Below are 20,427 nucleotides of genomic sequence, written 5' to 3'. Positions count from 1 at the left end.
GCCGAACCGGCCTCGGACCGGCGAGCGGGCATGGACCTCAACACGATCGAGACCGTCGTCCGGCCACGGAGTCGGACCGAGCTTCCCGACTGGGCGGACGGCGATGCCTGCCTGGGAGGCGGGACGTGGCTGTTCTCCGAGCCGCAGGTCGGGATGCGGCGCCTCGTCGACCTCGCGGCGCTCGGTTGGCCACCGCACGCGGTCGACGCGGAGGGCCTGACCCTCGCGGCGACCTGCACCATCGCCCAGCTCGACCGGCTGGAACTGCCGCCGGGCTGGAACGCGGCGCCGCTGGTGGGCCAGTGCTGCCGCGCGCTGCTCGGCTCCTTCAAGATCTGGAACGTGGCCACGGTCGGCGGCAACGTCTGCCTCGCACTCCCGGCCGGGCCGATGATCGCCCTCGCGACGGCCCTCGACGCGACCTGCACGATCTGGTCCGCCGACGGGGCCGAGCGGGAGCTCCCGATCCTCGATTTCGTCCTCGCGCCGCAGCGGAACGCCCTGGCACCGGGCGAGATCCTGCGGAGCCTGTCGATGCCGGCCGCGGCGCTCGCGCGTCGCACGGCCTTCCGCCGCATCAGCCTCAGCCCGAACGGGCGCTCCGGCGCGCTGCTGATCGGGACGCGCGGCGCGGACGGCGCCTTCGCGCTCACGGTCACGGCCTCCGTCAAACGCCCGCTCCGCCTCGCCTTCGACGGTCTGCCGGATCCGGCCGCGCTGATGCGGGCGCTGGACGAGGCGATCCCGGACGCGCTCTACCACGACGATGTCCACGGGCGGCCTGACTGGCGCCGCCACATGACCCGGCACTTCGCCGAGGAGATCCGCGGGTCGCTCGACGCGGCGCCGTCGCCGGGAGCCGCGTCATGAAGCTCACGATCAACGGTGCCGCGCACGAGGGCGCGCCGAGAGCCGGGCAGTGCCTCCGGACCTATCTCCGCGAGGCCGGCTGGTTCGGCGTGAAGAAGGGCTGCGACGCCGGCGATTGCGGCGCCTGCACGGTCCATCTCGACGGCGAGCCCGTGCACAGCTGCCTGGTACCGGCCTTCCGCGCCGAGGGACGGAGCGTGACCACGATCGAGGGGCTGGCCGGTCCCTGCCGCGCCGACGCGGCCGAGCCGGCGGCGTTCCACCCGATGCAGGAAGCCTTCCTGGCGGCCCAGGGCTTCCAGTGCGGCTTCTGCACGCCCGGCATGATCATGACCGCGGCGAGCCTCGACCAGGGTCAGAAGCAGGATCTCGGCACCGCCCTCAAGGGCAATCTCTGCCGCTGCACCGGCTACCGCGCCGTGCGCGAGGCCATCGCCGGCAGCGCGCGCTCGGTCGAGAGCGGCGGCTGCGGCGATCCTGTGGGCCGCAACCTCGCGGCACCGGCCGCGCCGTTGGTCGTGTCCGGACGCGCCCGCTTCACGATGGACGCGCCGCTCGGCGACACGCTCCACCTCAAGGTGCTGCGCTCGCCCCACGCCCATGCCCGGATCGTCGCGATCGACGCGACGGCCGCCCGCGCCGTCCCGGGCGTCGTGGCCGTGCTGACCCACGCCGACGCGCCGACGCGCCGCTTCTCGACCGCCCGCCACGAGGATCCGCGCGACGACGCCTCCGACACGCGGGTCCTCGACCCGATCCTGCGATTCGTCGGGCAGCGCGTCGCCGCCGTGGTGGCGGAGACGGAAGCCGCCGCCGAGGCCGGCTGCCGCGCCCTGCAGGTGACCTACGAGGTGCGCCCGGCGCTCCTCGATCCGGAGCGCGCCCTCGATCCCGACGCAGCCCGCGTCCACGATCCCCGTGATTGCCCAGGCGAGGACGCACCGCCCCTGGAGAGCCATCCCAATCTCGCCGGCGAGGTGCACGGCGCGGTCGGCGACGTGGCGGCGGGCCTCGCCGGGGCCGATTTCGTCTACGCCGGGACGTTCCGGTCGCAGCGCGTCCAGCACGCCGCCATGGAGACCCACGGCTGCATCGGCTGGCACGCCGAGGACGGCCGCCTGACGCTGCGCACCAGCACCCAGGTGCCGTTCCTGACCCGGGACGCGCTGGCGGACCTGTTCGGGCTCGAGAAGGACGCGGTGCGCGTCGTCTGCGCGCGGGTCGGGGGCGGCTTCGGCGGAAAGCAGGAGATGCTGACCGAGGATCTCGTCGCCCTGGCGGTCCTGCACACCGGCCGGCCGGTGCGCTGGGAGCTGACCCGCCGGGAGCAGTTCGTCGGGACGACGACGCGCCACCCGATGCGGATGGACGTGAAAGTCGGCGCCCGCCGCGACGGCACCCTCACGGCGCTGAGCCTCGACGTCCTGTCCGACACCGGCGCCTACGGGAACCACGCGGGCGGCGTGATCCACCACGCCTGCCACGAGGTGCTGGCCGCCTATGTCTGCCCGAACAAGCAGGTGAGCGGCCGCGCCGTCTACACGCACACGGTGCCGGCGGGCGCCTTCCGCGGCTACGGGTTGAGCCAGACGATCTTCGCGCTGGAATCCGCGCTGGACGAGGTCGCCCGCGAACTCGGCCTGGACCCGTTCGCCCTGCGGCGGCGCAACGCCGTCAAGCCGGGCGACGCCATGGTGTCGAACAGCCTGGAACCGCACGACGTGATCTTCGGCAGCTACGGGCTCGACCAGTGCCTCACCCTGGTCGAGGAGGCGCTGCGGTCCGATCCGGGGCCCGAGCCGGAACCCGGCTGGCGCGCCGGGACCGGCATCGCGATGGCGATGATCGACACGATCCCGCCGCGCGGCCACCACGCCGACGCGCGGGTCAGCCTGGACGCCGACGGGCACTTCACCGTGCGCGTCGGGACGGCCGAGTTCGGCAACGGCACCAGCACGGTGCATCGGCAGATCGCGGCCTCGGCGCTCGGCGCCGCGCCGGAGCGTGTCCGCGTCGCGGGCGCGGACACGGATATCGTCGGGCACGACACCGGCGCCTACGGGAGCACCGGCACGGTGGTGGCGGGCCTGGCGACGCTGCGCGCCGCCGAGGCGCTCGCGCTCCGGATCCGCGCGCGGGCCGCCGAGATCGCGGGCGCGACCCCGGAATCCTGCCGCTTCGACGGGGAGCGGGTCGAGACGCCGGCCGGACCGGTCACGCTGGCGGCGGTCGGTCCCCTGGACGCGACCGGCCGGGCCGACGGCAGCCCGCGCTCGGTGGCGTTCAACGTCCACGCCTTCCGGGTGGCGGTCGACCCGGTGAGCGGCGCGGTGCGGATCCTCAGGAGCGTCCACGCAGCCGATGCCGGGCGGGTGATCAACCCGATGCAGTGCCGCGGTCAGGTCGAGGGCGGCATCGCGCAGGCGCTCGGCGCGGCGCTCTACGAGGACGTCCAAGTCGCCGCGGACGGAAGCCTCGTTACCCAGACGTTCCGCGACTACCACATCCCCGCCTGCGCCGACGTGCCCGACACCGAGGTCCTTTTCGCAGATACCCACGACAGCGTCGGCCCCCTCGGCGCCAAGTCGATGAGCGAGTCGCCGTTCAACCCGGTGGCGGCGGCGCTCGGCAACGCCATCCGGGACGCGACCGGGGCTCGCCTGACCGCGACCCCCTTCGCGCCGGACAGGATCTACCGGGCCGTGGCGGCCGGCCGGGCGGGGCTCGCGTGATGGATCGCGCGCGGGACGCGGTGCCGGCGGCGAGGCCCGGCCTCCTGGAACGCACCTTCCGCCTCGCCGAGCACGGCACCAGCGTACGCACGGAGGTGCTAGCGGGGCTGACCACCTTCCTGACGATGGCCTACATCGTCTTCATCAACCCGAGCATCCTCGGGGATGCCGGCATGCCCCGGGGCGCGGTTTTCGTGGCGACCTGCCTCGTGGCGGCGCTCGGCTCGATGATCATGGCGCTCTGGGCCAATTACCCGATCGCCCTCGCGCCCGGCATGGGGCTCAACGCCTACTTCACCTACGTGGTGGTCCAGCAGCTCGGCTTCAGCTGGCAGGCCGCCCTCGGCGCGGTGTTCATCTCGGGCGTGTGCTTCCTGATCGTCACGCTGACAGGCCTGCGCGCGCTGATCGTCGAGGGGATCCCGCGCTCCATGCGGATCGCCATCACGGTCGGGATCGGCCTGTTCCTGGCGATCATCGCGCTCAAGAACGCCGGCCTCGTCGCGGCGAGCCCGGCGACCTTCGTCACCCTCGGCGACCTGCACAAGCCCGAAGCGATCCTGGCGGTGCTGGGCTTCCTGATGGTGGCCGTCCTCTCCGCCCGGAAGGTGCGGGCGGCGCTGCTGTCGAGCATCCTCACCGTCACGGCGCTGAGCTTCGTCTTCGCGGGCAACACCTTCCAGGGAATCGTCTCCCTGCCGCCGTCGATCGCCCCGACCCTGTTCGCCCTCGACATCCCGGGTGCCCTCTCGGCGGGCCTGCTCCACGTCATCCTGGTCCTGTTCCTGGTGGAGCTGTTCGACGCCACGGGCACGCTGATGGGCGTGGCGAGCCGGGCCGGACTCCTGACCGACGGGAAGATGCGCCGCCTCGACCGGGCGCTGATGGCCGATTCCGTCTCAGTCTTCGCGGGCTCGCTCCTCGGCACGTCGAGCACGACGGCGTACCTGGAGAGCGCTTCCGGCGTCGAGGAGGGCGGCCGCACCGGGCTCACGGCAGCCACCGTGGCGGTGCTGTTCCTCGCCTGCCTCTTCTTCGCGCCGCTCGCGGGCGCGGTGCCCGCCTACGCCACGGCGCCGGCGCTGTTCTACGTCGCCTGCCTGATGCTGCGCGAGCTGGTCGAGCTCGACTGGGACGATATCACCGAGGTCGTGCCGGCCTGCGTCACGGCCCTGCTGATGCCGTTCACCTACTCGATCGCCACCGGCGTCTCCTGCGGGTTCATCACCTACGCGGCGCTGAAGCTGCTGGCGGGCCGCGCCCGGGAGGTGAAGCCGATCGTCTGGGTGATCGCGGCGGTCTTCCTGTTCAAGTTCGTCGAGACCGGCGGCGCGCACTGACGGCCGCGCGGCGCCCTTACCGGCCCGTCGCGGCCGCGTAGAGCGCCGCCGCGTCCCGCGCGGCGCGCATCGCCGCGGCGGCCCCGGGGTCGCGCAGGCGCCGCGCCACGCAGGCCAGCGCGTTCAGCGTCTCGCCCTCGGCGACGGCCGGGAGCAGCAGCAGGACGACGAGGTCCACCGGCCGATCGTCGACCGCGTCGAAATCGATCGGGTCGCGGAGCCGGGCCAGGATCCCGTAGGGGCGCGCGATGCCCTCGAGCCGCGCGTGCGGCAGGGCGATGCCGTCGCCGACCCCGGTCGAACCCAGGGATTCGCGCCGGATCAGCGCGGGGAGGATCGTCTCCGCGGCGAGGCCGAGGACGCCGGCGGCGCGGCGCGCCAGCTCCTCGAGCAGCGCCCCCTTGCCGGCGGCGCGCAGGCCGACGAGCGCGTCGGAGGGCGCGAGGATCCGGTCCACACTCATCGCGCGGGATCGCGGGCGCTGGGACACATCGGGTCGTCCTCGGGATCAGTGGGCGGTCGCGCCGCCGGCGCCGCGGTGCGGCGGGGCCGGCTCGTCGTCGGGCGCGCGCAGGCGGTAGCCGACACCGGTCTCGGTCAGCAAGATCCGCGGGCGCTCGGGATCCGCCTCCAGCTTCTGGCGGAGCTGGCGCACGTAGACGCGCAGGTATTGCGGATCGGACGAGGACGGCACGGAGCGCATCAGCTGCGCGTGGGTGAGCACCTTGCCGGCATGCAGGACCAGGACGCGCAGGAAATCGTACTCGCGCGGCGTCAGCTTCACCTCGGCCTCGTCGACCTTCACGATCCGGCGGACCAGATCGACTGACAGGGTGTCGACGCGGAAGATCGGCCGCTCGCCCCGCGCGGCGAGCTGGTGGCGCATGGCGGCCCGCAGGCGCGCCAGCAGCTCCGCCATGCCGAACGGCTTGGTCACGTAGTCGTTGGCGCCGAGATCGAGCGCCTCGACCTTGCCGCTCTCGTCGTCGCGGCTCGAAAGCACGACGACCGGGAGGTCGGGATGGCTCGATCGAACCGACCGCAGCAGGTCGTGGCCGCGCATGTCGGGCAGGCCGAGATCGAGGATCACGAGATCGACGCCCTCCCGGCCGAGCAGCGCCAGGGCGGTCCGGGCATCGGGCGCCTTCAGGATTGCGTAGCCCTGCGTGGCCAAGCCCATGCGCAGGAGCTTGCGGATCGGCGGCTCGTCGTCGACGACCAGGATCGTGGGGCTCATGCGGCGATGTCCCTGGGCGCGCTCCGGGCCGGAACCGGCAGGCTGACGGTGAAGCAGGCGCCGCCGCGGTCGGGGCGGTTCTCGGCCGTGACGGTGCCGCCCATCGCCTCGACGAAGCCCCGGGAGATGGCGAGGCCCAGCCCCGTGCCGGCCCGGACACGGTCGCCCTTCCGGACGCGGTAGAACTTGTCGAAGACCCGCTCCATATCCGCCTCGGGCAGGCCGTCGCCCTCGTCCAGCACGGCGATCCGGACCCGGTCGTCCGCGCGGCGCGCCCGGACCGTCACGGTCGAGCCCTCGGGCGCGTACTTGGCGGCGTTGTCGAGGAGGTTGACCAGGACCTGCTCGAACAGGACCGGGTCGAGCGCCAGCGGCGGCAGGTCGGCCTCGACCTCCACGGCGACGCGGTGGTCGGCGAGGATCTTCTGGGTGCGGCGCAGGGCGGTGTCGACGGTCTCGGCCACGTCCTGCGCGGAGAGGTTCGGCGCCACCGCGCCGGCCTCCAGCCGGGTCATGTCGAGGAGGTTGGCGATGAAGCGGTTGAGCCGCTCCGATTCCTCGATGATCGTCGCCAGCAACTCCGCCTTGGCGTCCGCGGGCAGCGCCGCCTCGAGGTCGCGCAGCGTGCTGGCCGCGCCCAGGACCGAGGCGAGCGGCGTGCGCAGGTCGTGGCTGATCGAGGTGAGCAGCGCCTGGCGCAGGCGGTCGGTCTCGGCCGCGCGCTCGGCCCGGTCGAGATCCTCCACGAGCCGGACCCGCTCGATGGCGAGGGCGCCCATGTCGGCCAGGGCGTCGAGGAGGCGGCGGCCCTCAGGCGACAGGATCGGCCCGGTGCCGTCGGAATCGAGGCCGATCACCCCGATCGTCCCGCGCCCGGTCCGCATCGGCAGGAACAGGCGCTTGGCGCCCGGCAGCGTGTCGGCGCCCCGGCCCGCGGGCTGGTCGTTGTCGAAGGCCCACTGCGCGGCCGCGAGATCGGCCTCGTCCAGCATGTCCTCGGGCGGGTAGCCCGCCCGCACCGTGACGGCCTGGCCGTCCGGCAGCAGGAGGACGACGCGCACCTTCAGCATCGCGGCGACCTGGGCGCAGGTGGCCCAGAGCACGTCGTCGAGGGTGCCGCAGGCGGCGAGCTTCCGCGAGAAGCCGAAGAGCCGTTCCGTGGCCCGCGCCCGGCCCTGGCTGACCACCGCGACGCGACGCGCGCGGGAGGCGAGGTTCGAGACCAGGACGGCCACCAGGGTGAAGAGCAGGAACGCCGCGACGTTGGTCGGATCGGCGATGGTGAGCGTGTAGACCGGCGGCAGGAAGAAGAAGTTGTAGGCGAGCGAGGCCGCCACCACCGAGACGAGGGACGGCCCGAGGCCCCAGCGCACCGCCACCGCCACGACCGCGGTCAGCAGGAACAGGTCGGCGTTCTCGACGCCCGCGTAGGGTTCCGCGACGATGGCCGCGCCGAGGCCCGCGGCGATCGCCGCCAGCGCGATCGCGTAGGGCCGCGCGTCGCGCCCCGGACGCGGCGCGGTCACCGCCACGGCGCGGCGCGCCGGCTTCTCGTCGGGGACGGCCTCGCCGGGGACGACGTGCACGCTGATGGCGCCGCTGTGCCGCACGAGGTCGTACACCACCGATCCGTTGACCAGCTCGAAGAGCCACGAGCGGTTCGCCTTGCCGACGACGATGTGGTTCACGTTGGCCGAGCGCGCGTAGTCGAGCACGTCGTCGGCGATCCGGCGCCCGCCCGGCAGGGTGACGGCGTCGCCGCCGAGGCGGTCGGCGAGCCGCAGGGCCTCGGCGATGCGGTCGCGCTCGGCCTCGCTCAGGGCTGCCGCCCGCGCGCCCTCGATGGAGAGCGCCGTCCAGGGGGCGTGCAGGCGGTCGGCCAGGCGCTTGGCGTGGCGCACGAGGCCGGCGGAGCGGGGATCCTCGTTCACGCAGACCAGCACGCGCTCGCCCGCCGCCCAGGGACCGGCGATCGCGTTGGCCCGCATGTGGCCGAGCAGCTCGTCGTCGACCCGGTCGGCGGTGCGCCGGAGCGCCAGCTCGCGGAGCGCCGTGAGGTTGCCGCGCGAGAAGTAGTGCTTGAGCGCGCGCTCGGCGTGCGTCGGGACGTAGACCTTGCCGTCCTTCAGGCGCTGGATCAGGTCGTCGGGGTTGAGGTCCACCACCTCGATGTCGTCCGCCCGGTCGAGGACGCCGTCCGGCACCGTCTCGCGCACCCGGATGCGGGTGATCGACGCGACCACGTCGTTGAGGCTCTCGACGTGCTGGATGTTGAGCGTCGTCAGGACGTCGATGCCGGCATCGAGCAGCTCCTCGACATCTTGGTAGCGCTTCGGGTGGCGCGAGCCCGGGGCGTTGGTGTGGGCGAGCTCGTCGACCAAGGCGAGGGCTGGCCGGCGCGCCAGCAGGGCGTCGAGGTCCATCTCCTGCAGGACGGTGCCGTGATACGGAACGGAACGGCGGGGGATCGTCTCGAACCCGTTGAGCAGGGCCTCGGTCTCGGCGCGGCCGTGCGTCTCGACGACGCCGACCACGACGTCGAGGCCTGCCTTCAGCCGCGCCCGCCCGACGGTCAGCATCTCGTAGGTCTTGCCGACACCGGGGGCGGCGCCGAGGAACACCTTCAGTCGGCCGCGCGTCCGTTCCCCGCGGCGCGCCGCTTCGAGCAGGGCGTCGGGGGAGGGGCGGGTCGGGTCGCGGCCGGTCTCGGGCATGATCGCCATCTTAGCAAAACGCCGCGGACAACGCGGGATCGTCGCGTCATTGCGAGCGGAGCGAAGCAACCCAGGGCAGCGGGATGCCGGTGAGCGTGGCGCGGCTGGATTGCTTCGCTCCGCTCGCAATGACGATGCGGAATCCGCAGCGTGCCGCATCGAGGTGCGCCCACGCTGTCGAACCACACGTGTCATGTCCGTCAGGCCGATCGACATCGATCCGGCCTGACGGGATGTCATCCAGAGCCGCTGTCGGGCGCGCCTCAGCGACGGGCGAGATCGTCGACCGCGAGGTTCAGCGCCAGCACGTTGACGCGCGGCTCACCCAGGATGCCGAGGGTGCGCGCCTCGATGCGGGACGACACCAGCGCGCGCAGCTTGTCCGCCGGGATGTTGCGGGCCCTGGCGACGCGGGGAACCTGGAAGTAGGCGGCCTCGGGCGAGATGTCCGGGTCGAGGCCCGAGCCGCTGGTCGTGACGAGGTCGACCGGGACGGGCGCATCCGGGTTCTCGGCCCTGACCACGTCGAGATCGCCCTTCACCCGCTCGGCGAGGGCGGCGCTGGTCGGCCCGAGATTCGAGCCCGACGAGTTCGCCGCGTTGTAGGGCGCCGGCACCGTCTTCGAGGCGTCGGACGGGTCCGGCGCCGTCGTCGCCGAGGGCCGGCCGTGGAAGTAGCCGGCTCCCGTGAAGTTCTGGCCGATCAGGCTGGAGCCGACGACCGTGCCGTCGCGCGCGATCAGGCTGCCGGCGGCCTTCGCGGGGAAGATGGCGCTGGCGAGGCCCGTCATCGCGAGGGGGTAGGCGAGGCCCGTGATCGCCGTCAGGGCGGTGAGCAGGACCAGGGCGGGGCGAAGCTGGTTGAGCATGGCAGGTCTCCGGGGACCGGTTCAGGCGAGGTGGAGGGCGCTGACGGCGAGGTCGATGGCCTTGATGCCGACGAAGGGCACCAGGACGCCGCCGAGGCCGTAGATCAGGAGGTTGCGGCGCAGCAGCGCGGCCGCGCCGACGGCCCGGTAGGTGACGCCGCGCAGGGCCAGCGGAATCAGCGCCACGATGATCAGGGCGTTGAAGATGATCGCCGACAGGATCGCGCTCTGCGGCGAGGCCAGGCCCATGACGTTCAGCGCCTGGAGCTGCGGGTAGAGCGTGAGGAACATCGCCGGGATGATGGCGAAGTACTTGGCCACGTCGTTGGCGATCGAGAAGGTCGTCAGCGCGCCGCGGGTCATCAGCAGCTGCTTGCCGATGCCGACGATCTCGATGAGCTTGGTCGGGTCGCTGTCGAGGTCGACCATGTTGCCGGCCTCGCGGGCCGCGACGGTGCCGGTATTCATGGCGACGCCGACATCGGCCTGGGCCAGCGCCGGGGCGTCGTTGGTGCCGTCACCGCACATGGCGACGAGCTTGCCGTCCGCCTGCTCCTTGCGGATCAGCGCGAGCTTGTCCTCCGGGGTGGCCTGGGCGAGGAAGTCGTCGACGCCGGCCTCGGCGGCGATCGCCGCCGCGGTCATCGGGTTGTCGCCGGTGATCATCACCGTGCGGATGCCCATCTGGCGCAGCTCGGCGAAGCGCTCGCGGATGCCGCCCTTCACGATGTCCTTGAGGTAGACCACGCCCAGCAGGCGGCCGTCCCTGGCGACGGCGAGCGGCGTACCGCCGGCCTTGGCGATCTCCTCCGCGATGGCGCGGATCTCGGTCACGACGCCGGTCTCGGCCTCGGGGCGGACGGCCAGGGCGACGTTGGAGTCGCGCGAGGCGATGGGCTGGCCCGAGACCGAGGCGATGACGGCATCGACGGCGCCCTTGCGGATCGACGTGCCCTGCAGATCCACCCCCGACATCCGCGACTGCGCGGTGAACGGCACGAAGGTGGCGTTCAGGCTCGCCATGTCGCGGGCGCGGATGCCGTATTTCTCCTTGGCCAGCACCACGATGGAGCGGCCCTCCGGCGTCTCGTCGGCGAGCGAGGCGAGCTGCGCCGCGTCGGCGAGATCCTGCGCGCTGACGCCGCGGACGGGGCGGAACTCGGTCGCCTGACGGTTGCCGAGGGTGATCGTGCCGGTCTTGTCGAGGAGCAGCGTGTCGACGTCGCCCGCCGCCTCCACGGCGCGGCCCGACATGGCGAGCACGTTGAAGCGGACCAGCCGGTCCATGCCGGCGATGCCGATCGCCGAGAGCAGCGCGCCGATCGTCGTCGGGATCAGCGTGACGAAGAGGGCGACCAGCACGATCACGGGGATGGACCCGCCCGCGTAGCTCGCGAAGCTCGGGATCGAGGCCACCGCGAAGACGAACACGATGGTGAGGCCGGCGAGCAGGATGTTCAGGGCGATCTCGTTCGGCGTCTTCTGCCGCGAGGCGCCCTCCACGAGGGCGATCATCCGGTCGACGAAGGTCGAGCCGGCCGCGGCGGTGATGCGGACCTTGATCTCGTCCGAGAGGACCTGCGTGCCGCCGGTTACCGCCGAGCGGTCGCCGCCGGATTCGCGGATCACCGGGGCGGATTCGCCCGTGATGGCCGCCTCGTTCACGGAGGCGACCCCCTCGATCACCTCGCCGTCGGAGGGGATCAGGTCGCCGGCCTCGACCAGGACGACGTCGCCGACCCTGAGCGTGGTGCCCGGCACCGTCTCGAAGGCCCGGCCCTGGCCGGTCAGGCGCTTGGCGGTCATCTCGGTGCGGGTGCGCCGCAGGCTGTCGGCCTGGGCCTTGCCGCGGCCCTCAGCGAGCGCCTCGGCGAAGTTGGCGAAGATCAGGGTGAACCACAGCCAGAGGATGATCTGGCCCGAGAAGAGCAGGTCGCTGCCGCCGGTGACGAGGTCGCGGACGAACAGCACGGTGGTGAGGAGCGCCACGACCTCGACCACGAACATGACCGGGTTTCGGATCATGGCCCGCGGATCGAGTTTTCGTAGCGAGCCGAGGAGGGCCGGCCCGATCAGGGCGGCGCTGAACAGGGATGACGTCTGACGCGACATGGGAGATGTCCGGAAGGGAGATTGAAGTGAGGCTGCCGTCCTTGCGAGCGCAGCGAAGCAGCCCAGGGCCGCGCTTCGCTGCGCGCGCGATCACGGTTGCGGAGGCTCAGCCCACGGCGCCGAGGGTGAGCGCGTAGGCGGCCAGCAGGGCGAAGCCGCCGAGCATCACGACGCCGAGGAGCGCCAGGATGAGGTCGGAGGTCCGCAGGGGCTGAGCGCCGCCGCGGTCGTGCCGCAGTGGAGAGCGGTGCAGCGCGAGGTGGTGGCGCGGGACGCGCCGGGCGGGGAAAGCGCGCGGCATCTCAGCCCCCTGTCGCGAAGGTCTGGCCGGCCGCGCCCGCGAAGTGCTCCACGATCGGGCCGAGCGCGAGCGACGGGAAGAAGGTCAGGCCGCCCATGATGAGCACGACGCCGACCAGCAGCCCGACGAACAGGCCGCCGTGGGTCGGGAACGTGCCCGCGGAGGCCGGGACCGTCTTCTTGGCCGCCAGCGAGCCCGCGATGGCGAGCACCGGGATCTTCACGAAGAACCGGCCGACCAGCATGCCGACAGCGAGCGTGCTGTTGTAGAACAGCGTGTTGGCCGTCAGCCCGCCGAAGGCCGAGCCGTTGTTGGCCGCCGCCGACGTGTAGGCGTAGAGGATCTCCGAGAAGCCGTGCGGGCCGGCATTGGCCGGGCCGGCGAGGCCCGCCGGCACCACTGTCGCCAGGGCGGTGAAGCCCAGCATCATCAGCGGCAGGCAGAGGATGCCGAGCATGGCCATCTTCACCTCCTTCGCCTCGATCTTCTTGCCGAGGTATTCGGGGGTGCGGCCGACCATCAGGCCCGCCACGAAGATCGCCACGATGACGAAGATCAGCATGCCGTAGAGGCCGGCGCCGACGCCGCCGATGATGACCTCGCCGAGCTGCATGTTGAGCAGCGGGATCAGGCCGCCGAGCGCCGTGAACGAGTCGTGCATCGCGTTCACCGCGCCGCAGGAGGCCGCGGTGGTGATCACCGCGAACAGCGCCGAGGCGCTGATCCCGAAGCGGACCTCCTTGCCCTCCATGTTGCCGCCGGTGAGCCCGAAGCTGCTGAGCACCGAGCTGCCGTTGGCCTCGGCCCAGTAGGTGACGGCGACGCCGGCCAGGAACAGGATTCCCATGGCGCCGAGGATCGCCCAACCCTGACGCTCGTCACCGACCATGCGGCCGAAGACGTTGGTCAGCGCGGCGCCGATCGCGAAGATCGAGACCATCTGGACGAAGTTCGACAGGGCGGTGGGGTTCTCGAAGGGGTGCGCGGCGTTGGCGTTGAAGAAGCCGCCGCCGTTGGTGCCGAGCATCTTGATCGCCACTTGGCTCGCGACCGGGCCCAGCGCGATGGTCTGCTTGGCGCCCTCCAGCGTCGTGGCGTCCGCGTAGGCGCTGAGCGTCTGCGGCATGCCCTGCCAGACCAGGAACAGCGTGTAGGGGATGCAGATCGGCAGCAGCACGTAGAGGGTCGCGCGGGTCACATCGACCCAGAACGAGCCGATCGTGCCGCTGGAGGCGCGGGCGAACCCGCGGATCAGCGCCACCGCGACCGCGATGCCGGTCGCCGCCGACAGGAAGTTCTGGTGCGTCAGGCCCAGCATCTGGGACAGGTACGACAGCGTGGTCTCGCCGCCGTAGGACTGCCAGTTGGTGTTGGTGATGAAGCTGGTCGACGTGTTGAACGCGAGATCCGGCGCCACCGCGCTCTGATCGGCCGGGTTCAGCGGCAGTACCGCCTGCAGGCGCAGGATCGCGTAGAGCACCGCGAAGCCCAGCACGTGGAACAGGATGACCGCGCCCGTATAGGCCAGCCAGTGCTGCTCCTGGCGGTCATCGATGCCGGACACGCGGTAGAGCCCGCGCTCGATCGGTCCGAGAACGGGCGAGAGGAGGGTGCGCTCTCCGGTGAAGACGCGGGTCATGTACGACCCAAGGGGCTTCACGAGCGCCAGAACGATCGCGCCGTACAGCGCGATCTGGATCCAGCCGTTGAGGGTCATGGGGAGAATCCGTCAGGGCCGCTCAGAACCGCTCGGGGCGGACGAGGGCGTAGGTGAGGTAGACGAGGAGGCCGGCGGTCACGCAGGCGCCGAGGGCGAGATCGAGGGTCATGGCGGCCTCTCTCAGAGCCGGTCGCAGGCGGCCGCGTAGCCGGCCGCCGCGGCGAAGAAGGCGAGGCCCGCTGCGAGGAAGACGATGTCGAGCATGGTGGTCGGGTCCGGTTCGGCGGACCGGCCGCGGAGGCTCCGCGGCCGGCCTTGGCCGACCGGCAGTGTCGCCGGGAACCGCGTTAGGGTTCGAGCGGGGACCGGGCGGGAGTTTATAAGGGCCGCGTTAGGATCCGGCGTCCGCGCCGAAGCTGGCCCGAAGACCCGCGCAGGCGGCCGGCACGGTCAGCCACGCCGCGCCCGGGCAGAGACGGCGCCACCGGGCGCGATCGAGCCGGATCACCCCCGCCTCGCGGCCGAGGATGCCGCCGTAGGCGAGGCCGCAGACGCGGCAGCGGCCCGCAAGCGGCTGGATGGATAACCCCGGGGGTGCCGTGCCGGACGGCGACGCGGCTCCGGCGCTCACTGGACTCGCAGGGGTTCGAAGACGTTCAGCGCGAGCAGCGCGAGGGACACGGCGGACCACCCGCCGAGCGCGACGACCATCAGCGCGAAGACGCGGTCGGCCCTGCACTCGGCGAGGATGTAACGGACGATCGGCATGCGGAGGCTCCATCCGGGCTGATGCCCGATGGCGCGACCACGTCGGCATCGGCCGTGAGGGACCAAGACGCGCGCGGGGCGTCCGGCATAGGGATGTCATCAGGATGGGGGGCCAGCGCGCCCGTCAGCCCGAGAAAGCGCGGATCGAGCGCGTGCAGGACGCGGGGCGGTGAGACGTGGGCGCCGGATCCCGGGTCGGCCCGACCCGGCGATGCGGGGACGGGCTCGGGCGCACGGAGGGGATCTGGTTGCACGACGCAGCCCCTCCGGGAGCGTCCGGTCCGCGGCCGGGCGACGCCCTAGACCGTCGCGGCCTCGGGCTGCTCGGTCGAGTTGAACACGACCTCGCCGGTCCGCTCGCAGACCACGGTGACAGAGGTCGCCCCGTTCTCGCGCTGCTGCAGGGGGAGCTGCGCGAGCGCGTAGGCCGTCGCCGCCTCGAGGTCGCACGGCCACAGCTTGGTGAAGCTCTCGCGTTTTCCGCGGCGAAAAGTGATCTTGTAAGCCATCGTTTCCTCCGTTTTCACGGAAGATACACCTTCTCGGCGTGCCGCCACGCCGCGCCGAGACATGGCACCGATGCGTTCCGGACGGGATTGGAAGCGAGAAGCCGGCAGACGGGCGACGAACCGGGCGACGAACGGCGAGCCCGTGACTGGGGCGGGACAGCGATTCCCGTACAGCTTGATCCGCAAAATAGACCATGCGACGGTGCCGAATAATGAATTGCGCGCCCGCGGGCATCGCGCAGATCAGGCTTGGCAGGGCAAGGCGTCACCACTGGCGCGTCGGTGTCGGAGTGGTTCGAGGTATGTCCCACGCGCCGGCCGGATCACCCAGCGAGACAGGTCGGGCCGCCGACGCCGGCCCTAGCCGGAGCGCCGGGCCTCTCGATGAGGCCGGGGTCGCCAAGCAGAAGCTCGTCGAGGCGATCGAGAGCAGCTCGGAGGGCTTCGCGCTGTTCGACCCGGACGATCGCCTCGTCCTGTGCAACGGGCACTTCCAGGATTTCCATCCCGGCCTGTCGGCCATCATCGTGCCCGGCGTGACCTTCGAAGCCATCGCCAACGCCGTCGCGGAGTCCTGCGTTGTACGGCCGGACGGGATGAGCGTCGAGGCCTGGGTCGCCGAGCGCATCGCCCATTACCGCGCGCCGCGCGGTCCGCTTCTGCAGCAGCGCGTCGACGGCCGCTGGGTCCAAGTCAACGAGCGCAAGACCAACGACGGCGGCGTCGTCGCGGTCTACACCGACGTGACCGAGATCAAGCGCGCCGAGCAGGTGCTCCAGGCGACGCAGGGGCGGCTGACCTACCTGCTCACCGCGTCCCCGTCGATGATCTGCAGCTTCGAGGTGGGGGGCCGCAACGCGCCGACCTTCATCAGCGAGAACGTGCGCGATCTCCTCGGCTACGAGCCGGGCGACTACCTGTCGGGGCCGGAATTCTGGCTGGAGCGGCTCCATCCCGACGACCGCGACCGCGTTCTCGCCGAGTTCCCGAATCTGCTCGCGGACGGGCACAACGTCATCGAGTACCGGTTCCGGCACGCGAACGGCACCTATCGCTGGGTCCGGGACGAGCAGCGCCTCCTGCGGGACGCGACGGGCCAGCCCGTCGAGGTGGTCGAGTCCTGGAGCGACATCACCGAGCGCAAGGAGGCCGAGCTGGCGCTGCAGAAGCAGACCGCCTTCGTCGAGCTGCTCCAGGCCGCCGCCGCGGCCGCCAACGAGGCCCCGACGGTCGAGGACGCCCTGCGCTTCTGCCTCGAGCGCGTCGCGCAGCACGCCGGCTGGCCCGTCGGTCACGCCCATATCCTGGCCCGGGACGGGACGCGGACGCTGCTCCCGACCGGCATCTGGCACTGCGACCCCGGCGCGGATGTCGCGCGATTCCAGGCTGCCACGGCCGCCACGTCGCTGGCCGCCGGATCGGGCCTGGCCGGCCGCGTTCTGGTCTCGGGCGCGCCGGAATGGAGCGTCGGGGACCCGTCGATGGCCGCGGACCCGCGCGCGCCGGCGGCGGTCGAGCACGGCATCCGGGCGGGGTTCGCCTTTCCGGTGACGGTCGGGCGCGACGTCGTCGCGGTACTGGAGTTCTTCGCCCGTGACGCGTCCCCGCCGGACGCCTCGTTGCTCCGGGTCATGAGCAATATCGGCGCGCAGCTCGGCCGCGTGATCGAGCGCAAGCAGGCCGAGGAGAGCCTGCGTCAGGCGAAGGAGGCGGCCGAGGAGGCGAGCCGCGCCAAGAGCAGCTTCCTCGCCAACATGAGCCACGAATTGCGGACCCCGCTCAACGCGATCATCGGCTTCACCCGGCTGGTGATGCGGCGGGCGAAGGATGTCCTGCCGGTCAAGCAGTTCGAGAATCTCGAGAAGATCCTGGCGAGTTCCGAGCACCTGCTCTCGCTGATCAACAGCATCCTCGACCTCGCCAAGGTCGAGGCGGGGCGCATGGAGGTGAAACCCTCGGACTTCGCCCTGGAGCCGGTCCTCGACCTGTGCCTCCGCACCGTCGAGCCCCTCGTCAAGAACGAGGGCGTGCGCCTCGTCCGGGACGTCCGGGACCCGCCCCCGATGCTGCGCACGGACGAGGAGAAGCTACGTCAGATCCTGATCAACCTGCTCAGCAACGCCATCAAGTTTACCGAGGCCGGATCGGTCACGCTCCGCGTCCGCTCGGTCGATGAGGGCATCGAGTTCGCCGTGATGGATACCGGCATCGGCATCCCGGCGGGCGCCCTGAGCGCGATCTTCGAGGAGTTCCATCAGGTCGACAACAGCGCGACCCGGTCCCACAGCGGCACCGGGCTCGGGCTCGCGATCAGCCACCGGCTCGCGCGCCTGCTCGGCGGCCGGATCGGCGTCGAGAGCCGCGAGGGCGAGGGCTCGACCTTCACGCTCACCATCCCGCCGCGGATCGCCGGCGGCGCCGAGGTGCCGCCGCCCCCGAAGCCGGCACCCGCCGCCGTCACCGCGCCGCGCTCGGGCGCCAAGGTCGTGCTGGCGATCGACGACGATCCCAACGTCGTCTACCTGCTGAAGGAGAACCTCGCCGATGCCGGCTACACGGTCGTCGGGGCGGCGAGCGGCCAGGAAGGGCTGGTCAAGGCCCGGGAGCTGCAGCCGCGGGCCATCACCCTCGACATCATGATGCCCGGCACCGACGGCTGGCAGGTCCTCCACGCGCTGAAGACCGATCCGCTGACCCGGGACATCCCGGTCGTCTTGATCTCCATCGTCGACCAGAAGGAGCTCGGCTTCCGGCTCGGCGCGACCGACTACATCGTGAAGCCGTTCGAGCGGGAGGCCCTGATCGGCGCCCTTGCTCGGATCGCCCCCGACAACGAGCGCGTCCTCGTGATCGACGACGATCCCAACGTGCCCGACCTCGTGCGCCAGCTCCTCGACTCGGAGCACTGCACCGTCGACTGGGTGGCCGACGGGGCGGCCGGACTGGAGCGCATCGCGCAGGCCCGCCCGAGCGTCATCCTCCTCGACCTGCTCATGCCGCGGATGGACGGCCTCGCCTTCCTGGATGCCCTGCAGGCGGATCCCTCCGCCCGGTCGATCCCCGTCGTGGTCCTGACCGCCGCGTCCCTCGACTCCGCCGAGCGCGGCATGCTCCGCGAGCGCGTGCTCGGACTGATCGACAAGGGCGGACTCGATCGCGCCGCCCTGGTCCGGGAGGTCCGCCGCGTGCTGCCGGTCCTGGAGACCGAGACCGCCGACGGTGACCGATGAGGTCGGACACGACCCGTTCCTGGCGGCCCGCGACGCCCGGGACCGGCCCATGAAGCGGATTCTCATCGTCGAGGACGTCGCGCTCAACCGCGATCTGCTGACCCAGTTGCTCGAGGACGAGTACGAGATCCTGATCGCCGTCGACGGGGCCGCCGGCGTGGACATGGCGATCGCGCACCGGCCGGATCTCATCCTCATGGACCTGTCGCTGCCGCTCGTCGACGGCTGGGAGGCGACGCGCCGCATCAAGGCCGACGCGACGACCGCCGCCATCCCCGTGATGGCGATCACCGCCAACGCGATGACCGGCGACGAGGACCGCGCGCGGGCCGCCGGCTGCGACGACTTCATGACCAAGCCCGTCGACGAGGACCTGCTCTTCGCGAAGCTGCAGCACTGGCTCGGCTGAGCGCGGCCGTCTCACGCCAGGAAGGGAGGACCCGTGGAGCCAGCCCGCATCCTGATCGTCGACGATGAGCCCTTCAACCTCGACCTGCTGGAGCAGGAGCTGGAGCTCCTCGGCCACGCCAGCGTGCGGGCGGCGAACGGGCGGGCGGCCCTCGATCGGCTGAGCGAGGAGCCGTTCGACCTCGTGCTCCTCGACGTGATGATGCCGGCCCTGGACGGCTACGCCGTGCTCGAGCGGATGAAGGCCCACGAGGCGTGGCGCCACACGCCCGTCGTGATGATCTCCGCCCTCATGGAGATCGGCAGCATCGTCCGGTGCATCGAGCTCGGCGCCTTCGACTACCTGCCGAAGCCCTTCGAGCCCGTGATCCTGGAGGCGCGCATCCGGTCCTGCCTGGAGCGGAAGCGGGCGCACGACCGCGAGGTCGCGCATCTGCGGACCATCGAGCGCGAGCGCAAGCGCGCCGACGAGCTCCTGCACGCCATCCTGCCGGTCTCGGCCGTGGCGGAGCTGATGGAGACCGGGCAGGTCAAGCCGCGGCTGTTCGGCGACGTCGGCGTCCTGTTCATCGACCTCGTCGGCTTCACCACGTGGTGCCACGATCAGAGCCCGGACGTCGTCGTCGCGGAGATCCAGCGACTCGCGGAGGCCTTCGAGGTGGTCGCGCAGGCGCGCGGCCTGGAGAACATCAAGACGATCGGCGACGCCTTCATGGCCACGGCCAACCTGCTGCGGCCGCACGACGACCCGGTCTCCGCCGCCATCCGCTGCGCCGCCGACATGGTGGCGATCGCGGCCGAGGGCGAGCCGGGCTGGCGGATCCGCGGCGGCATCCATATCGGGCCGGTCGTCGGCGGCATCGTCGGCCGGACGAAGTTCACCTTCGACCTGTGGGGCGACACCGTGAACGTCGCCGCCCGGCTCGCGGGCCTCGGCGACGGGTGCGCGCTGCACCTGTCGCGCGAGGCCTTCGCGCGCCTGCCGGACCCGCGCGACGTCCGGCCGATCGGCCCGGTGACGCTGAAGGGCAAGGGCGCGGTCGACGTGTACTGCCACGCCCTCGCGGCCGGCGACGCGACCCCGGCCTGAGACGCCCGCGGCGGCCGCGGAGCGTTCCGGATTGCGCAGCAAGAAGCGGGATGCGGCGCGCCGGGACGGAGCTTAGGGCCCCGTCCCGGAGGTGCACCATGACCCGTTATCGCTGCGTTCCGATCCCGACGGAGACCGCCGATCGCTTCCGTACCACCGGCCTTGACGACCGGGACAACCCGGTTCGTCGGGTCGTCGCGACGGCGGATGGCGGCTTTCCCTGCCGACACTGCCTGCAGCTCGGCCGGCCCGGCGAGACCATGCTGCTCGGATCCTACGATCTGCCCGAGCCGCGCGGGATCTACTGGACACCCAGTCCGATCTTCCTGCATGCGGACGAGTGTAAGCGCGCCGAGGCGGCCGACGGCCTCGCGCCGATCGTCCGCGCGAACACGCTGGTCTCGGTCCGTGCCTACGACGCGGACCATCTCTGCCTCTACGATCTCGGGCAGGTCTGTCCCGGGAGCGAGGCCGAGGTTCCGCTCCGCCGCGCCCTCGACGATCCGCGCACCCGCTTCGTCAACATCCACACGGCGCGGCCCGGGTGCCTCCTGTCCCGCGTAGAGCGCGTCGCCGATTGAGCGCGA

The 20,427-nt window shown here is 71.9% G+C and carries 17 protein-coding genes; 7 read left to right on the top strand and 10 right to left on the bottom strand.

Features of this window, described 5'->3' with window-relative positions; genetic code table 11:
* Positions 1-30 precede the first annotated feature (30 nt).
* Genes LXM90_RS22360 through LXM90_RS22350 form a run of 3 tightly spaced genes read left to right on the top strand, consistent with a single transcriptional unit; the run spans position 31 to position 4,942 of the window.
* Positions 31-870, top strand: coding sequence for an FAD binding domain-containing protein (locus tag LXM90_RS22360; RefSeq protein WP_020091572.1), 840 nt, complete (start codon positions 31-33; stop codon positions 868-870).
* Positions 867-3,602: a molybdopterin-dependent oxidoreductase gene (locus LXM90_RS22355; RefSeq protein ID WP_020091573.1), complete on the top strand. Its 2,736-nt coding sequence runs from the start codon at positions 867-869 to the stop codon at positions 3,600-3,602. The genes LXM90_RS22360 and LXM90_RS22355 overlap by 4 nt, the downstream gene beginning before the upstream one ends.
* Positions 3,602-4,942 (top strand): NCS2 family permease, encoded by a 1,341-nt coding sequence (locus tag LXM90_RS22350; protein ID WP_020091574.1) that lies wholly within the window; start codon positions 3,602-3,604, stop codon positions 4,940-4,942. The genes LXM90_RS22355 and LXM90_RS22350 overlap by 1 nt, the downstream gene beginning before the upstream one ends.
* A gap of 16 nt (positions 4,943-4,958) precedes the next feature.
* Here the strand turns inward: LXM90_RS22350 and LXM90_RS22345 are convergent, their stop codons facing one another.
* From LXM90_RS22345 to LXM90_RS22300, 10 genes are all read right to left on the bottom strand, one after another.
* Positions 4,959-5,405, bottom strand: a complete 447-nt coding sequence (locus LXM90_RS22345) for a PTS sugar transporter subunit IIA (protein ID WP_020091575.1) — start codon at positions 5,403-5,405, stop codon at positions 4,959-4,961.
* Between the two features lie 45 nt (positions 5,406-5,450).
* The gene (locus LXM90_RS22340) at positions 5,451-6,179 is read right to left on the bottom strand and encodes a response regulator (RefSeq protein ID WP_020091576.1); all 729 of its coding nucleotides are present in this window, start codon (positions 6,177-6,179) and stop codon (positions 5,451-5,453) included.
* Positions 6,176-8,893, bottom strand: coding sequence for a sensor histidine kinase (locus LXM90_RS22335; protein ID WP_026604688.1), 2,718 nt, complete (start codon positions 8,891-8,893; stop codon positions 6,176-6,178). Before LXM90_RS22335 ends, LXM90_RS22340 begins: the two co-directional genes overlap by 4 nt.
* 263 nt (positions 8,894-9,156) lie before the next feature.
* On the bottom strand, positions 9,157-9,762 hold the full coding sequence (locus LXM90_RS22330; protein ID WP_020091578.1) for a K(+)-transporting ATPase subunit C: 606 nt from the start codon (positions 9,760-9,762) through the stop codon (positions 9,157-9,159).
* Positions 9,763-9,783: 21 nt separating this feature from the next.
* The gene (gene kdpB, locus LXM90_RS22325) at positions 9,784-11,874 is read right to left on the bottom strand and encodes a potassium-transporting ATPase subunit KdpB (protein WP_020091579.1); all 2,091 of its coding nucleotides are present in this window, start codon (positions 11,872-11,874) and stop codon (positions 9,784-9,786) included.
* A gap of 106 nt (positions 11,875-11,980) precedes the next feature.
* On the bottom strand, positions 11,981-12,175 hold the full coding sequence (locus tag LXM90_RS22320; RefSeq protein WP_020091580.1) for a hypothetical protein: 195 nt from the start codon (positions 12,173-12,175) through the stop codon (positions 11,981-11,983).
* Position 12,176: 1 nt separating this feature from the next.
* Entirely contained in the window at positions 12,177-13,892 is a 1,716-nt protein-coding gene (kdpA, locus tag LXM90_RS22315; RefSeq protein ID WP_020091581.1) for a potassium-transporting ATPase subunit KdpA, read from the bottom strand.
* 22 nt (positions 13,893-13,914) lie between these two features.
* Complete coding sequence (locus LXM90_RS22310) at positions 13,915-14,004, bottom strand: K(+)-transporting ATPase subunit F (RefSeq protein ID WP_020091582.1); 90 nt, start codon at positions 14,002-14,004, stop codon at positions 13,915-13,917.
* Between the two features lie 458 nt (positions 14,005-14,462).
* Positions 14,463-14,603 carry a hypothetical protein gene (locus tag LXM90_RS22305; protein ID WP_020091584.1) on the bottom strand — a complete coding sequence of 47 codons (141 nt, stop codon included), beginning with the start codon at positions 14,601-14,603 and terminating at the stop codon, positions 14,463-14,465.
* A 299-nt stretch (positions 14,604-14,902) separates the two neighbouring features.
* Positions 14,903-15,112 (bottom strand): hypothetical protein, encoded by a 210-nt coding sequence (locus tag LXM90_RS22300; RefSeq protein WP_020091585.1) that lies wholly within the window; start codon positions 15,110-15,112, stop codon positions 14,903-14,905.
* Positions 15,113-15,414: 302 nt separating this feature from the next.
* On the opposite strand from LXM90_RS22300, the gene LXM90_RS22295 reads away from it, so the two are divergent.
* The 4 genes from LXM90_RS22295 (at position 15,415) to LXM90_RS22280 (ending at position 20,421) form a co-directional block, all read left to right on the top strand.
* The gene (locus LXM90_RS22295) at positions 15,415-18,342 is read left to right on the top strand and encodes a response regulator (protein ID WP_026604689.1); all 2,928 of its coding nucleotides are present in this window, start codon (positions 15,415-15,417) and stop codon (positions 18,340-18,342) included.
* Positions 18,343-18,391: 49 nt separating this feature from the next.
* On the top strand, positions 18,392-18,751 hold the full coding sequence (locus tag LXM90_RS22290) for a response regulator (protein WP_026604690.1): 360 nt from the start codon (positions 18,392-18,394) through the stop codon (positions 18,749-18,751).
* A 33-nt stretch (positions 18,752-18,784) separates the two neighbouring features.
* On the top strand, positions 18,785-19,840 hold the full coding sequence (locus tag LXM90_RS22285) for an adenylate/guanylate cyclase domain-containing protein (RefSeq protein WP_020091587.1): 1,056 nt from the start codon (positions 18,785-18,787) through the stop codon (positions 19,838-19,840).
* A 98-nt stretch (positions 19,841-19,938) separates the two neighbouring features.
* Positions 19,939-20,421, top strand: a complete 483-nt coding sequence (locus LXM90_RS22280; RefSeq protein ID WP_020091588.1) for a DUF1203 domain-containing protein — start codon at positions 19,939-19,941, stop codon at positions 20,419-20,421.
* Positions 20,422-20,427 lie beyond the last annotated feature (6 nt).

The organism is Methylobacterium oryzae, from assembly GCF_021398735.1.
Classification (GTDB): Bacteria; Pseudomonadota; Alphaproteobacteria; order Rhizobiales; family Beijerinckiaceae; genus Methylobacterium.
The sequence above is the reverse complement of the archived record's forward strand: the minus strand, read 5'-3'. Positions and strand labels throughout refer to the sequence as shown.

What these genes read in the sequence shown, in the direction of transcription:
- kdpB (WP_020091579.1), bottom strand. Translation starts at nt 11,874, where the DNA reads ATGTCGCGTCAGACGTCATCCCTGTTCAGCGCCGCCCTGATCGGGCCG.
- LXM90_RS22345 (WP_020091575.1), bottom strand. Translation starts at nt 5,405, where the DNA reads ATGAGTGTGGACCGGATCCTCGCGCCCTCCGACGCGCTCGTCGGCCTG.
- LXM90_RS22290 (WP_026604690.1), top strand. Translation starts at nt 18,392, where the DNA reads ATGAAGCGGATTCTCATCGTCGAGGACGTCGCGCTCAACCGCGATCTG.
- LXM90_RS22340 (WP_020091576.1), bottom strand. Translation starts at nt 6,179, where the DNA reads ATGAGCCCCACGATCCTGGTCGTCGACGACGAGCCGCCGATCCGCAAG.
- LXM90_RS22330 (WP_020091578.1), bottom strand. Translation starts at nt 9,762, where the DNA reads ATGCTCAACCAGCTTCGCCCCGCCCTGGTCCTGCTCACCGCCCTGACG.
- LXM90_RS22280 (WP_020091588.1), top strand. Translation starts at nt 19,939, where the DNA reads ATGACCCGTTATCGCTGCGTTCCGATCCCGACGGAGACCGCCGATCGC.
- LXM90_RS22295 (WP_026604689.1), top strand. Translation starts at nt 15,415, where the DNA reads ATGTCCCACGCGCCGGCCGGATCACCCAGCGAGACAGGTCGGGCCGCC.
- LXM90_RS22310 (WP_020091582.1), bottom strand. Translation starts at nt 14,004, where the DNA reads ATGACCCTCGATCTCGCCCTCGGCGCCTGCGTGACCGCCGGCCTCCTC.
- LXM90_RS22305 (WP_020091584.1), bottom strand. Translation starts at nt 14,603, where the DNA reads ATGCCGATCGTCCGTTACATCCTCGCCGAGTGCAGGGCCGACCGCGTC.
- LXM90_RS22350 (WP_020091574.1), top strand. Translation starts at nt 3,602, where the DNA reads ATGGATCGCGCGCGGGACGCGGTGCCGGCGGCGAGGCCCGGCCTCCTG.
- LXM90_RS22320 (WP_020091580.1), bottom strand. Translation starts at nt 12,175, where the DNA reads ATGCCGCGCGCTTTCCCCGCCCGGCGCGTCCCGCGCCACCACCTCGCG.
- LXM90_RS22355 (WP_020091573.1), top strand. Translation starts at nt 867, where the DNA reads ATGAAGCTCACGATCAACGGTGCCGCGCACGAGGGCGCGCCGAGAGCC.
- kdpA (WP_020091581.1), bottom strand. Translation starts at nt 13,892, where the DNA reads ATGACCCTCAACGGCTGGATCCAGATCGCGCTGTACGGCGCGATCGTT.
- LXM90_RS22360 (WP_020091572.1), top strand. Translation starts at nt 31, where the DNA reads ATGGACCTCAACACGATCGAGACCGTCGTCCGGCCACGGAGTCGGACC.
- LXM90_RS22335 (WP_026604688.1), bottom strand. Translation starts at nt 8,893, where the DNA reads ATGCCCGAGACCGGCCGCGACCCGACCCGCCCCTCCCCCGACGCCCTG.
- LXM90_RS22300 (WP_020091585.1), bottom strand. Translation starts at nt 15,112, where the DNA reads ATGGCTTACAAGATCACTTTTCGCCGCGGAAAACGCGAGAGCTTCACC.